Source organism: Flavobacterium sp., from assembly GCF_043780635.1.
Taxonomy (GTDB): Bacteria; Bacteroidota; Bacteroidia; order Flavobacteriales; family Flavobacteriaceae; genus Flavobacterium.
In genome coordinates this window covers 36674-51639 of the sequence record NZ_JAYWCK010000077.1, presented here as the reverse complement: position 1 = coordinate 51639, position 14966 = coordinate 36674, and the positions used below count along the sequence as shown (strand labels likewise).

10 protein-coding genes are annotated in these 14966 nt (G+C 33.3%); 4 read left to right on the top strand and 6 right to left on the bottom strand.

From position 1 onward, the window contains the following. Positions 1–960, top strand: a 960-nt coding sequence (locus ACH2BV_RS07640) for a T9SS type A sorting domain-containing protein (protein WP_395050133.1), incomplete at its 5' end; no start/stop codon positions are given. A gap of 76 nt (positions 961–1036) precedes the next feature. Here the strand turns inward: ACH2BV_RS07640 and dnaB are convergent. The 5 genes from dnaB to tgt form a co-directional block, all read right to left on the bottom strand. Beyond that, a complete protein-coding gene (gene dnaB, locus ACH2BV_RS07635; protein WP_395050132.1) occupies positions 1037–2584 on the bottom strand; it encodes a replicative DNA helicase in 1548 nt (515 codons plus the stop codon). Between the two features lie 140 nt (positions 2585–2724). Beyond that, positions 2725–3678, bottom strand: a complete 954-nt coding sequence (locus tag ACH2BV_RS07630; protein ID WP_395050131.1) for an acetyl-CoA carboxylase carboxyltransferase subunit alpha — start codon at positions 3676–3678, stop codon at positions 2725–2727. 117 nt (positions 3679–3795) lie between these two features. Further along, positions 3796–4680, bottom strand: a complete 885-nt coding sequence (locus tag ACH2BV_RS07625) for a DMT family transporter (RefSeq protein ID WP_395050130.1) — start codon at positions 4678–4680, stop codon at positions 3796–3798. Then, the gene (locus ACH2BV_RS07620; protein ID WP_395050129.1) at positions 4667–5752 is read right to left on the bottom strand and encodes an LptF/LptG family permease; all 1086 of its coding nucleotides are present in this window, start codon (positions 5750–5752) and stop codon (positions 4667–4669) included. The genes ACH2BV_RS07625 and ACH2BV_RS07620 overlap by 14 nt, the downstream gene beginning before the upstream one ends. Before the next feature lie 25 nt (positions 5753–5777). Beyond that, positions 5778–6908: a tRNA guanosine(34) transglycosylase Tgt gene (tgt, locus tag ACH2BV_RS07615; RefSeq protein ID WP_395050128.1), complete on the bottom strand. Its 1131-nt coding sequence runs from the start codon at positions 6906–6908 to the stop codon at positions 5778–5780. Positions 6909–7199: 291 nt separating this feature from the next. On the opposite strand from tgt, the gene cas9 reads away from it, so the two are divergent. From cas9 to cas2, 3 genes are read left to right on the top strand one after another with little or no spacing between them, the layout of a single operon-like run. Next, positions 7200–11795: a type II CRISPR RNA-guided endonuclease Cas9 gene (gene cas9, locus ACH2BV_RS07610; RefSeq protein ID WP_395050127.1), complete on the top strand. Its 4596-nt coding sequence runs from the start codon at positions 7200–7202 to the stop codon at positions 11793–11795. Beyond that, positions 11792–12688, top strand: coding sequence for a type II CRISPR-associated endonuclease Cas1 (cas1, locus tag ACH2BV_RS07605; protein ID WP_395050126.1), 897 nt, complete (start codon positions 11792–11794; stop codon positions 12686–12688). The genes cas9 and cas1 overlap by 4 nt, the downstream gene beginning before the upstream one ends. Further along, entirely contained in the window at positions 12681–13028 is a 348-nt protein-coding gene (gene cas2 / locus ACH2BV_RS07600; RefSeq protein WP_395050125.1) for a CRISPR-associated endonuclease Cas2, read from the top strand. The genes cas1 and cas2 overlap by 8 nt, the downstream gene beginning before the upstream one ends. A 313-nt stretch (positions 13029–13341) precedes the next feature. Here cas2 and ACH2BV_RS07595 read toward each other — a convergent pair whose 3' ends face one another. Next, on the bottom strand, positions 13342–14904 hold the full coding sequence (locus ACH2BV_RS07595) for an NAD(P)/FAD-dependent oxidoreductase (RefSeq protein WP_395050124.1): 1563 nt from the start codon (positions 14902–14904) through the stop codon (positions 13342–13344). Positions 14905–14966 lie beyond the last annotated feature (62 nt).

The window sequence follows — 14966 nt, the reverse complement described above, 5'->3', positions numbered from 1 at the left end:
TATACTACATCTGGTATCAAAACTGGTCCAACGGCAAACTGTGTTACCGAAAAATTAGATTTGACCATCACTCCATCTTCTGATAATGTGACTATTGTTTCAGCTTGTGATAGTTATTTTTGGAATGGAACAACCTATACTACATCTGGTATCAAAACTGGTCCAACGGCAAACTGTGTTACCGAAAAATTAGATTTGACCATCACTCCATCATCGGATAATGTGACTACAGTTTCGGCTTGTAATAGTTATTTTTGGAATGGAACAACTTACACCACATCAGGTATTAAAACTGGGCCAACGTTAAACTGTATAACCGAGAAATTAGATTTAACTATCACTCCATCATCGGATAATGTGACTATTGTTTCTACTTGTGATAGTTATACTTGGAATGGAACAACCTACACTACATCTGGTATTAAAACTGGGCCAACTGCAAACTGTGTTACCGAAAAATTAGATTTGACAATAAATACAACTACTGCCCCAACAGGATTGGCATCACAAACATTTTGCAGCAGTGAAACGGTAAGTTTACTGAATGCAACAGGAACAGGAATTATCTGGTATGACGCTGCAACTTTGGGAGCAGTAGTGACTGGATCAACATTATTAGTTGACGGCACTACTTATTATGCTTCGCAAACAATCAGTGGTTGTGAGAGTTCAACAAGATTAGCGGTAACAGTAACTGCTGGTGGTTGTTTAGGTTTAGACAATTTTGACGCTGCAAATTTGCTATGGTATCCAAACCCAACCAAGGGAATATTGAATATCACTTATTCAAAAAATATCGAAGAAATAAGCGTGATTAATTTGTTGGGACAAACTTTGTTTACCAACAAAACAAAAGCAAACGAAGTTCATCTCGATTTATCGAAACTTTCAACGGATACATATTTTGTAAAAGTGGTTTCTGAAGGAAAATCGAAAATGATTAAAGTGATTAAACAATAGCTTACTTCTAGTTTTAATTCAACAAAAAGTCTCGCAATTGCAGGACTTTTTGTTTTATAAGCTAAATCATTTTTTTCTAAAACGGCATTTCGTTATCGTCGTCCTCATCATTATTCAAATTACTACCAAAAGCTTCATTTGGTGATGGAAGATTCTTAGTTTGAAATGGATTATCATCATGATTCATTTTGGAAGGTAAATCATCAAAACTACCGCTGTAATCTTCTAGATTGTCAAATTTACCCAAATTTCCAATAAACTTCAAGCGAACATTTTCAAGAGAACCATTTCTGTGCTTTGCAATAATAAATTCGGCTTGACCAGCTGAAGGAGTTTGCTCGTCATCATCCCATTCATCTATTTTATAATATTCTGGTCTATAGATAAACGACACAATATCTGCATCTTGTTCTATCGCTCCCGATTCCCGAAGGTCAGATAATAAAGGTCTTTTACTCGAACCACGAGTTTCTACTGCACGAGACAATTGGGATAAGGCAATTACGGGAATCGCTAACTCTTTGGCCAAAGCCTTTAAATTTCTTGAAATGGTAGAGATTTCTTGTTCTCTATTTCCACCACCTTTTCCGTTTCCTCCGGCAGTCATCAATTGTAAATAATCGACAATAATAATTTTTATTCCATGTTGCGAAACTAAACGTCTTGCTTTTGCTCTTAAATCAAAAATAGAAAGCGAAGGTGAATCATCTATAAAAAGCGGTGCTTTTTCTAAATCTTTAACTTTAGTATTCAATTGTGTCCATTCGTGTGTTTCCAATTTCCCTGTTCGAAGTTTTTCAGAAGATAATCCAGTTTCGGAAGAAATCAATCTTGTAATTAACTGAACAGATGACATTTCTAAAGAAAATAAGGCAACTGGCAATTTAGAATCTATCGCAATATTTCGAGCCATCGATAGAACAAAAGCAGTTTTTCCCATACCTGGTCTAGCTGCTATAATAATTAAATCGCTCGGTTGCCAACCAGAAGTAATGGCATCGAGTTTAGTAAAACCTGTTTCTACACCACTTAATCCCTTTTGGTTTCCAATTTCCTCAATTCGTTTTTTTGCTTGTAAAACTAAAGTCTGGGCAGTTTCAGAACTACGTTTTATATTCCCTTGGGTAACTTCATAAAGTTTAGATTCTGCTTTATCCAATAAATCGAAAACATCAGTAGTTTCATCATAGGAATCTTCGATAATATCCGAAGAAATCCGTATCAAACTACGCTGAATATATTTTTGGAGAATGATTCTGGAGTGGAATTCAATGTGTGCAGAAGAAGAAATTTTTTGTGTAAGTTGAATGAGGTAAAAATCACCTCCCGCCAAGTCTAATTTTGCATTTTTTCGCAACTGTGCCGAAACTGTTAATAAGTCAATAGGCTGTGTATCTGTAAACAGTTGAACGATAGCCTCAAAAATATATTTATGTCCTTCTTTATAAAAAGCATCAGGTTGTAGAATGTCAATTACCTCATCTACTCCTTTTTTATCAATCATCATCGCACCAAGCACAGCCTCTTCTAAGTCGATAACTTGTGGAGGTAGTTTGCCTTTTTCAAGGCTTATGATGTTTGTTCTTTCTGTTTTTATTGGGTTTATATTCCTGACGTTTTCCATAGAGCGAATGTAACGAAAATTAAAAAATTATTACCATTGAGTTATTACAAATAATTGTTAATAAACAATCTTTTTTTGTTAATAAGCCAAAAAAAATCCGAAACGATAAGGCTTCGGATTATTTAAAGATTTGTAGGATTTTACTCTTTGAATTCTCCCATGTTACAGTATTTATCCATTCTCTGGGCAACTAATTCTTGTGTTGATAAGTCTTTCAATTCATTGAATCCTTTCATAATATATTGCTCAACCGTTTTGAAAGCAGTTTCTCTGTCAAAATGAGCTCCTCCTAAAGGTTCTGGGATAATATCATCAACTAATTTTTGTTTTTTCATATCAGCTGAAGTCAGTTTTAAGGCTTCGGCCGCTTGTTCTTTATAATCCCAACTTTTCCAAAGGATAGAAGAACAAGATTCTGGAGAAATAACAGAATACCAAGTATTTTCCATCATATAAACTCTGTCTCCAACACCTATTCCTAATGCACCACCTGAAGCTCCTTCGCCAACAATGACAACAATAATAGGAACTTTTAAACGAACCATCTCGAATATATTTCTGGCAATTGCTTCTCCTTGTCCGCGTTCTTCTGCTTCAATTCCAGGAAAAGCACCCGGTGTGTCTATCAAAGATAAAACTGGAATACCAAATTTCTCTGCCATTTTCATCAATCGCAACGCTTTCCGATAACCTTCTGGATTTGCCATTCCAAAATTTCTATATTGACGCGTTTTGGTATTGTATCCTTTTTGCTGACCAATGATCATAAACGATTGTCCGCAAATTTTTCCTAAACCACCAATCATTGCCTTATCGTCTTTAAATCCTCTGTCGCCGTGAAGTTCCAGAAAAGTATCACCGCAAAGTGCTTTTACATGATCTAAAGTGTAGGGTCTATTAGGGTGTCTTGACAATTGAACCCGCTGCCAGGCGGTAAGATGTTTATAAATATGTCTTTTAGTCTCTTCGAGTTTTTTGTTGATTTGTTTACACGTATTTGTAACATCAACTTCTGATTCCTGTCCTATAACCAGACATTTATCCAGCTGGTCTTCAAGTTCTTTTATTGGAAGCTCAAAATCTAAATATTCCATGTGGTATATGAGTTTTTGTTTTTGATTTGAAATGCAAATATAAAATTTAAAATTATCAAAAACGTTTATTTCTTATCTTATTACAAATAAATTCACAGTAAAATTCAATGAAAATAATTATTCTTTATCCGTAAGATAATGCTTCAAAACAGCGTTCAGGATTACAGTAATAACTATTAAAATTGCTCCAATGTAAAATTCTGCACTCATTTTTTCTTTCCCTCCAATGATAAAAAAAGCTAAAATAATACCATAAACAGGCTCTAAACTAGTAGTTAACATAACAGTATATGGTGATAATTTTCGCATCACTTTTACTGAAGCTGTGAATGCATAAGCAGTACAAACCGAGGACAAAATAAATAGCAAAAGCCAATCATTAGAAGTCAGAATAAAGAATTCAACAGTAAATTTATTTTCGAATAAAAAGTAAATAGAAATAAAAAACACCCCTGCCAGAAATTCATAAAATGTGATAACAGACGGTTCATGTTTTTCGATTAATTTTCCATTCATAAGTGTAAATAAAACTCCAATTATTATGGAAGCTAGTGCGTACATCATTCCTTCGAAATAATTGATTTCGACTTGCAAAATCAGAGCAAGCCCAGCAATAATTACAAGTCCGAAAAGGACTTCGTACCAAAGCACTTTTCTTCCATAAAAAATAGGTTCGAGTATTGATGTGAAAAATGCTCCTAAAGAAAAAACGGATAATGTGATGGATACATTGGAAATATGAATGGCCTTGAAAAAAAATATCCAATGAACCGCTATTAATAATCCAACAAAAATCAATTTAAAAAATTCTTTTATCGGAATTCGAAATGATTGCTTTTTAAAGAGAATATAAAGGAATAAAAAAACACCTGCAAAAAGCATTCGATACCAAACCAAAGCATCCGCCTGAATTGAAATTAATGCTCCCAATATTGCTGTGAATCCCCAAATAAAAACAATTAAATGAAGATTTAAATAACTTGTTAATTTACCGTTTCGCATTTCGTAATAAAAAAATTGCCAAAATTCCGAAAACAATATTAGGAAACCAAACTGCTAATAAAGGTGGAAAACTTGATTTTTCGGCCAATGTTCCAAATATTTTATCAAAAAACACAAATGAGAAAGCCACTGCTATCCCAATTGCTAAACTCAATCCCATTCCTCCTCTTCGTTTCATTGATGAAACCGCAACGGCTATAATGGTAAGAATAAATGCCGAAACTGGAATACTATATTTTTTATATAAAACCACCATATACACATTGATATTTGAAGAACCTCGCTTTTTTTCCTTATCAATAAATTGGTTTAATTTACCTAGATTTAGTGTTTCAGCAATGTAAACTACAGGTGTTAAATCTTCTAAATCAAAATTAAATTTAGCATCCTTTTTGTCTACTTTTTCAATTTTATCATCTATTTCCCCTACAGTTCTTTTGACGTAATCATACATCGTATAGTTCTTGGTTTTGGGATTCCATTGTATCCTTGAGGCCGATATTTTATAATCTAGTTTATCCTTTTTGAACTTTTCATAGCTAAAATTATAAGCTGTTTTTGACACTACATCAAAACTATTGACATAGATATATTCATCATTGCTGACTTGTCTGTAAACGTCAGTATTATCGCCCCTCATTGCTTGTTTTCCGTCTCCTCTAAGATAAGTATACCTAAAATTATTGAATCCTTCGCTAGCTTTTGGAACAACAAAGAACCCCATTAACAAAATAAAAACAGAAATGATTGAAGCACCAATAATAAAAGGCCTTAAAAATCTGGTAAACGAAATTCCAGAACTTAAAATAGCAATGATTTCAGTATCATTGGCTAATTTTGAGGTAAACCAAATCACAGATAAAAACAAAAATATTGGAAATAATAAGTTGGTGAAATAGATGGTGAAATTAAAATAGTAAATCAATATTTCAGCAATTGGAATTTTGTTTTCAATCATTTTATTGATTTTTTCCGAAACATCAATTACGATTCCAATAGGTGCAAATAACAACAACATAACCGCAAAAGTGGTCAGGTATTTTTTTAGAATGTATTTGTCAATTATTTTCATTTATTGTTGATTCAGCTATACAAAATTACAATCTCTGGCTCATATTTCGAACCATCATTTCTTTCCAAGTTCTAAAATCTCCGGCTAAGATATGTTTTCTAGCCTCACGAACCAACCACATATAAAAACCAAGATTGTGTATCGTGGCAATTTGTTTTCCAAGGTATTCATTGGCAGCAAACAAATGTCGCAAATACGCTTTTGTATATTCTGTATCCACAAACGTATGTCCCATTTCGTCAACAGGCGAAAAATCATCTTCCCACTTTTTGTTTTTGATATTGATGGTTCCGTTTGCAGTAAACAACATTCCATTTCTGGCGTTTCGTGTTGGCATCACACAATCAAACATATCAATTCCCAAGGCAATATTTTCGAGAATATTTATTGGAGTTCCTACACCCATTAAGTATCGAGGTTTGTCTTCTGGAAGGATCTCACAAACAATCTCGGTCATAGCATACATTTCTTCGGCTGGTTCACCTACAGAAAGTCCGCCGATAGCATTTCCTTGCTGACCAGCATTGGCAATATATTCTGCTGATTGTTGACGTAAATCTTTGTATGTACTTCCCTGAACAATTGGGAAAAAAGTTTGGTCATAACCATATTTTGTAGGTACTTTTTCCAAATGGTTGATGCAGCGATCCAACCAGCGATGTGTCATTTTCATCGATTTTTGTGCATATCGATAATCACAAGGGTAAGGCGTACATTCGTCGAAAGCCATAATGATATCGGCTCCAATGGTCCGTTGAATTTCCATCACGTTTTCAGGAGTGAAAAAATGATAAGATCCATCGATATGCGATTTGAATTTTACTCCTTCTTCCTTAATTTTTCTGTTTGCCGAAAGCGAATACACTTGGTAACCGCCGGAATCAGTCAAAATATTCCTGTCCCAATTCATAAATTTGTGCAAACCGCCAGCTTTTTCAAGGATTTGAGTTTGTGGACGCAAGTATAAATGATAGGTATTCCCTAAGATAATATCTGGATTAATATCGTCTTTCAATTCCCGTTGATGCACTCCTTTTACCGAAGCAACCGTACCAACAGGCATAAAAATTGGGGTTTCAATAACACCGTGATCAGTAGTAATACTTCCTGCTCTGGCCTTAGTATGAAGATCTTTTTGTAATAAATCAAATTTCATAAATCATTTTTCAGTGCGCAAAGATAATTTATTTAAGATTTAGGAATTGGGATTTAGGATTTTATTTAACAAGTCCGTTTTAAATAAAAAAAGCGACCCTTGTAAGGCCGCTTTGAATGTTTTCACAACGGAATAATCCTTATTGTGAATTGCTTCAAAATTGTACTACAATAGTACAACAAAAGTTTTAATATTTGAATGAGGTTTACCGTAAAGCAGTTAATTTTCTTTTGATTAAATTTAGAGATTAATTTAGATAACGCGAAAAATCATTATAAAATATAGTTAGAAATGAAAAAAATATTAGGACTGGATTTAGGGACAAATAGTATTGGGTGGGCATTAACAAACAATGACTTCGACAATAAACTAGGAAATATTGAAGGATTAGGGAGCAGAATAATCCCTATGAGTCAAGATGTTTTGGGAAAATTTGACAGTGGAGTATCTATTTCGCAAACTGCTGAAAGAACAAAATACAGAGGAACAAGGAGATTAGTGCAACGCTTTTTATTAAGAAGAGAACGACTTCATAGAGTTTTGAATATCCTTGATTTTCTACCTAAACATTATTCTGAAGCAATCTATTTTGATACGAAGTTTGGGCAATTTAAACCCGGAAGAGAAGAAAAATTATCTTTTTATAAAAATGAAAGCGGTAAAAATCAATTTTTATTTTTGGAAAGCCACCAAGAAATGCTTTCTGAATTCAAATTAACACATCCTGATTTAAAACAAGTTCCTTATGATTGGACAATTTATTATTTGAGAAAAAAAGCATTAACCCAAAAAATATCCAAAGAAGAATTGGCTTGGATAGTATTAAATTTCAATCAAAAAAGAGGCTATTATCAATTGCGTGGAGAAGAACAAGAAGAGAACAAAAATAAATTAGAAGAGTTTCATTCCCTTACTGTTGTTGATGTAATTGAAAGAGAAAAAGGAAAGTCTGGTATATGGTATAACGTGATTCTTGAAAACGGTTGGATTTACAAACGTGAAAGCAAAATAGCATTATTTGACTGGGTTGGAAAGCAAAAGAATTTTATTGTTACGACCGAATTGAATGATGACGGAACTGTAAAACTTAATAAAGACAATGAAGAAAAAAGAAGTTTTAGATCTCCAAAAGAAGACGATTGGGGATTAAGAAAAATCAGAACTGAACAAACGATAAATCAAAGTGAAAAATCGGTTGGTTCTTTTATCTATGATGAACTTTTAAAAAACCCAAATCAAAAAATAAAAGGAGAATTAGTTCGAACTATTGAAAGAAAGTTTTACAAAGATGAACTGTCTAAAATTCTTAAAACCCAGATAGAATTTCATTCGGCTATTTTAATTGATAGAAATCTATACAAAATATGTATTGATGAATTGTATAAACATAATGATTCTCATAAAAACAACATCAAAGACAGAAGTTTTGAGTACTTGTTTTTGGATGATATTATTTTTTATCAACGTCCGCTTAAAAGTAAGACTTCGTTAATTAGCGATTGTAGTTTAGAATTTGTACCGATTAAAGATAAAAAAGGTGTTTTAGTAAAAGACGTTAATGGAAAGCAAATTGTAAAACCCTTGAAATGTATTGCAAAATCAAATCCTATTTTTCAAGAATTTAGATTGTTACAATTTGTAAAGAATCTTAAAATTTATAAAAAAGAAATCGTAAATGAAGTTGATGTTACCAATGATTATTTAAAATCAGAAGACGATTTGGTAGAATTATTTAATTGGCTAAATGACAAAGCTGAAATCAGTCAGAAACAATTTTTAGCGTATCCAAAATTCAAATTAAAAGAAGATAAAGATAAATTCAGATGGAATTTTGTAGAAGATAAAATTTATCCTTGTAACGAAACTAGAAATCAATTTTTGAATGCTATTACAAAAATAGATGTAGATAAATCTTTTTTTGATGCCAAAAACACCCAAGATCTATGGCATATTTTATATTCTGTTACTGATAAAACGGAATTATATTCAATAAATCCAGATACAGGAGTACAATCTGGAGCTCTTTCTACATTTGCTAAACGACATAATCTATCTAACGAATTCGTATTGAATTTTTCAAAAATAAAACCTTACAAAAAAGATTATGGTTCTTATTCTGAAAAAGCGATAAAAAAATTATTGACTTTAATGCGTTTTGGAAGTAATTGGAATGAAAACAATATCGATTCTAAAACATTGGCTAGAATTGACAAAATCCAAACAGGAGAATTTGATGAAAATATGAGAAATCAAGTTAGATTCAAAGCTATTGATTTACATAAAATTAAAGATTTTCAAGGTTTGCCTTTGTGGCTTGCTTCATACATTATTTATGATAGACATAGCGAATCTAGCGATATTTCCAAATGGAAAACTCCAGCGGATATTGAACACTTTTTGAAACACGACTTTAAACAACATTCACTCCGAAATCCAATTGTAGAACAAGTAATTACAGAAACTTTACGAGTTGTAAAAGATATTTGGCAACATTACGGAGAAGGAAAAGAAAATTTCTTCGACGAAATCCATATCGAATTAGGTCGTGAAATGAAGAATGACAAAGCCACTCGTGAAAGAATGACTAAAAAAATATCAGAAAACGAAAATACAAACTTGCGAATTAAAGCCATTTTAACGGAATTGAAAAATGATGGAATTAATGATGTCCGTCCTTATTCGCCAAGTCAGCAAGAAATTCTGAAAATTTATGAGGAAGGCGTTTATAGTAGTGAAATTAAAAAAGAAAAGTTAGAGGAAATTGATAAAATCAGAAAAAATGCAAAACCCACAACTTCTGAAATTATCAAATACAAACTTTGGTTGGAACAAGGTTATATTTCACCATATACAGGAAAACTAATACCGCTAAGTGATTTATTTACCACAAAATATCAAATCGAACATATTATTCCACAATCAAGATTATTTGATGACTCCTTATCTAATAAAGTTATTTGTGAATCTGAAGTGAATGAGTTGAAAGGAAATATGACTGCAATGGAATTCATCATAAAAAAAGGAACTACAATTGTAACTTTAACAGGCGGAAAATCTGTTGAAATATTTACTAAAGAAGCCTATAACCAACACATAACTGCTTATTACAGCAAAAATAAAAACAAGCAAAAAAGATTATTGACCGAAGAAATTCCCGAAAAGTTTATCGAAAGACAATTGAATGATACTAAATACATCAGTAAAATTGTAAAAAATATTTTAAGCAAAATAGTTCGAGAAGACGACGAACAAGAAGTCACTTCAAAACATATTGTTTCCTTGAATGGATCTATAACATCAAGAATGAAACAAGATTGGGGCTTAAATGATGTTTGGAACAACATAATTACACCACGTTTTGAACGCTTAAATGCCATTACTAATTCTAGCGATTTTGGAAAATTAGAATTGAAAGTAGATGAATTTGGAAATAGAGGCAAACAAGTTTTTCAAACCACTGTGCCAGATGCAATTGCAAAAGGATTCACTAAAAAAAGAATTGACCATCGCCATCACGCTTTAGACGCTTTGGTAATTGCTTGTGTAAATAGAACACACATCAACTATTTGAACAATCTAAATGCTAAAGATGATGATGACAAATCAGTCAAACACGAATTAAGAAACAAACTTTGTTTTAAAACCAAACCTGATGCAAATGGGAATTACAAATGGGAATTTTACAAACCTTGGAATAATTTTACAAAAAATGCAGAAGATGTATTGAATCAAACCATTATCAGTTTCAAGCAAAACACTCGAGTTATCAATAAAACGGTAAACAAATATCAAGTTTGGAAAGAGGAAGATGGTGCAATGAAAAAAGTTACCGTTAAACAAACAAAAGGAGATAATTGGGCAATTAGAAAACCTATGCACGCAGAAACGGTAAGCGGAAAAGTGTTTTTAAAGCGAATCAAACAAAGTCATATTACCATTGTAAATGCAATTGAGCAAATAGAATTGATTGTTGATAAGGACGTTAAAAAGCAACTGACAGCAAAAATTAAACAATATCCTAACAATCCTGAGGGATTAAAAAAATACATCAAAGCTTTTCCTGTAATGATTAATGCAAAGGCAATTGACAAAGTTCAGATTTATGAAACCATACAAGCAACTGCAACTCGAAAAACACTCGATATTACTTTTGATGAAAAAAGAATTGAGAAAATAACAGATACTGGAATTCAACAAATTCTTTTGAATCATTTGAAACAAGAAATATATCAAAATGCGATTGATGAAAATGGCAAAAAAATCCCAGCTTACGAAGTTGCTTTTTCTGAAAATGGAATAGATCAATTAAATAAAAATATTACAGCACTAAATAATGGCAAAAAACATCAACCAATTAAAAAGGTTAGAGTTTTTGAGGAAGGTGGTAAATTTAGTTTAGGTCAAACTGGTAACAAAGCTGATAAATATGTTGAAACCGCAAAAGGAACAAACTTATTCTTCGCAATTTATCAAGATGAAAATGGGAAACGAAACTATAAAACCATTCCTTTCAATGAAGTAATTGAAAGACAAAAACAAGGATTAAGTTCTGCTTTAGAAATAGATGAAAACGGAAATCGTCTTTTATTTACTCTTTCTCCAAATGATTTAGTTTATGTACCAACAGAAGATGAAAAAGAAAACTTAACGTTACTTAATTTGGATAAACTATCAAAAGAGCAAGTTCAAAGGGTTTTTAAAATGGTAAGCTTTTCTGGAATTCAAGCTTTTTTTGTCTCAAACAATATTGCTACATCAATTGTCGACAAAATGGAATTTTCAGCTTTAAATAAAATGGAAAAATCTACAGATGGATTAATGATAAAATCTTTGTGTCTAAAACTAGAAGTTGATAGACTTGGAAAAATTAAAAGAATCATCATATGATAAAAAGAACCCTTTTCTTCGGTAATCCCGCTTATTTGAGTACCAAAAATGAGCAAATAGTCATCTCTTATCCCGACAAGGAACAAGAAACCAAAACTGTGGCAATCGAAGATATTGGCGTTATAGTCTTGGAAAACCAACAAATCACGATTACCAATGGTTTACTGGAAAAACTGACCAATAACAATGTAGCATTAATCAATTGTGACCAGTACCATTTACCAATTGGTTTACTAATGCCACTCAACGGACATACCGAACAAACGGAGCGTTTTAAAAACCAGATTAATGCTTCGGTTCCACTAAAAAAGAATTTGTGGCAGCAAACCATTAGTTCCAAAATCTTAAACCAAGCTGGACTGCTCAAAGAAAAAGGAATCCCGTGCCGAAAAATGGAGCTTTGGGCAAAAGAAGTGACATCAGGAGATGCGCTCAATCACGAATCGAGAGCAGCTGTTTTTTATTGGCAAAACCTCATCCCAATAGAAAATTTCACTAGAGGACAAAAAGGAATTCCTCCAAACAATTTATTGAATTATGGTTATGCCATTTTGAGAGCCATTACGGCACGAGCTATTGTCAGTTCGGGGATGTTGCCCACTTTAGGAATATTCCACCGCAACAAATACAATGCCTATTGCCTTGCTGATGATATAATGGAGCCGTATCGTCCTTATGTGGATTTAATTGTTTGCCATATTATGGAAACCGAAGATAGTTATGATGAATTGACTATCGAAATAAAAAAACAATTGCTGAACATTGCTACTATTGATGTATTTATTGACGGAAAAAACAGTCCGTTGATGGTGGCAATGAGTCGAACTACAAATTCATTACACGAATGTTTTGAAGGAACAGCAAGGAAAATTTTATACCCTGTTTATGTATGACGAACATTACACGCGTTTAAACCAATATAGAAGTTTGTGGATATTAGTCTTTTTTGATCTGCCCACCGAAACACGTAAAGAGCGTAAAATTGCTAGTGGATTTCGCAAGAAATTATTAGACGATGGCTTTTCTATGTTTCAATTCTCCATCTATATGCGTTTTTGTGCCAGTCGAGAAAATGCTGAAGTCCACACCAAAAGAATAAAAAATAACCTACCCGAACACGGCAAAATTGGTGTGATGCAAATTACCGACAAACAATTTGGGATGATGGAACTTTTTTATGGCAAAAAACAAGTAGAAACTGACAAACCTTCGCAACAATTAGAGTTGTTTTAAAGTTTCTAGGATTAGAAAAAACACTAACTTCCTTTCATCCAACGAAGAAGCATTACTCTTTTTAATTTCAAAATAAGCTCATAACTACCAACATATCAAACGATTGAATCGCAGTATGTTGGGAATTATAAGCTAAAATACAATTTTGAAAGCAATTCACAACGAAAAATCGTTGCAATAAAATCGGAAGGGCGATTTTTCGTTGTGAATTGGATGTTTAAGACTGTGAAAAATAAATTTTGCTAAAATTATGTAACAAAACTTCAGTTTGGAATGATTCTACAAAATTGGCACAATTCAAAAGCAACAGTACCTATCTCTTCAAAATCTCCCCAATCTTTAACGCACATTTCTCCCCATCAATTGCTGCAGAGATAATACCTCCAGCATAACCAGCACCTTCTCCGCAAGGATACAAACCTTTTATGTGAACGTGTTCTAATGTTTCTGAATCTCTGGGAATACGCACTGGCGAAGAAGTTCGAGATTCTGGTGCGTGAAGAATAGCCTCATTTGTCAAAAAACCTCGCATTGATTTTCCAAATTCTACGAAACCCTCTCTTAATATTTGGGTAAGAAATCCTGGAAAAACTTGTCCCATTTCTACCGAAGTGGTTCCTGGAACATAAGACGTTTTTGGAATATTGTAAGAAACTTTATTTTGGGTGAAATCGACCATTTTTTGAGCAGGAACTTTTTGCGTCGCTCCTGCCAAATACCAGGCTTTTTGCTCGATACTTTTTTGAAATTCCATTCCTGCCAAAGCACCAAATTTGGCAAACGGCTTGAAATCCTCCAGTTTTAATTCGATTACAATTCCAGAATTGGCGGTAGCCTGATCCCGTTTTGATGGTGACCAACCATTCGTCACTACTTCGCCAGGACTTGTCGCACAAGGCGCAATTACACCACCAGGACACATACAGAAAGAATACATTCCGCGTCCACCCACCTGTTTCACAATAGAATACGGAGATGGCGGCAAATGCTCTCCTCGATAATCACAACTGTACTGAATGCTGTCGATCAAAGATTGTGGATGTTCGGCTCGAACTCCCAAAGCGAAAGCCTTTGCTTCGATAAAAATTTGTTTTTTGTCGAGTAATTCAAAAATATCGCGCGCTGAATGTCCTGTTGCCAAAATTATTTTGTTGGCAAGAATAGTGTCACCATTTTTGGTAACAATTCCTTGCACTTCATTGTTTTTTACGATAATATCGGTCAATCGGGTTTCAAAAAGAACTTTGCCTCCCATTTCGATTATTTTCTCTCTAATATCCTGGATAATTTGAGGTAATTTATTAGTTCCAATGTGGGGATGGGCATCGACCAGAATATCGTGTGAGGCACCAAAAGCGACGAATAACTCTAAAATTCGGGTAACATCACCACGTTTTTTTGAACGCGTATATAACTTTCCATCCGAATAGGTTCCTGCTCCACCTTCGCCAAAACAATAATTTGAATCTTCATCAACAATATGATCCACATTGATGGCCTTCAAATCCCGGCGACGCCCTTTTACATCTTTTCCACGTTCGATTATTATTGGTTTTAAGCCCAATTCTATTAATTGCAAAGCGGCAAATAATCCTGCCGGACCAGCACCAACAATGATTATTTCTTGCGCATTGGAAACATTCTTATAATCCGGAATCAGAATTTTGTTTTCTTGAAAAGGTTCTCCAACCAAATAAATAGCAACTTTCAAATTAAATTTCACAGCTTTCTGTCGCGCATCAATTGAACGTTTAAGTATGGAAATATGCTGAATTTCATTTGGAGAAACCTTTATCTGCTTGGACAAATAATCTTTCAGCAAATTTTCATTTGAGGCTATTTCTGGAGAAACTTGAAGAAGAAGTTCACGAGGCATAAGTTGAATTTTGACAAAAATAGTAATTTGAAAATTGTTATTGTAATTTTGCAACTCAACAA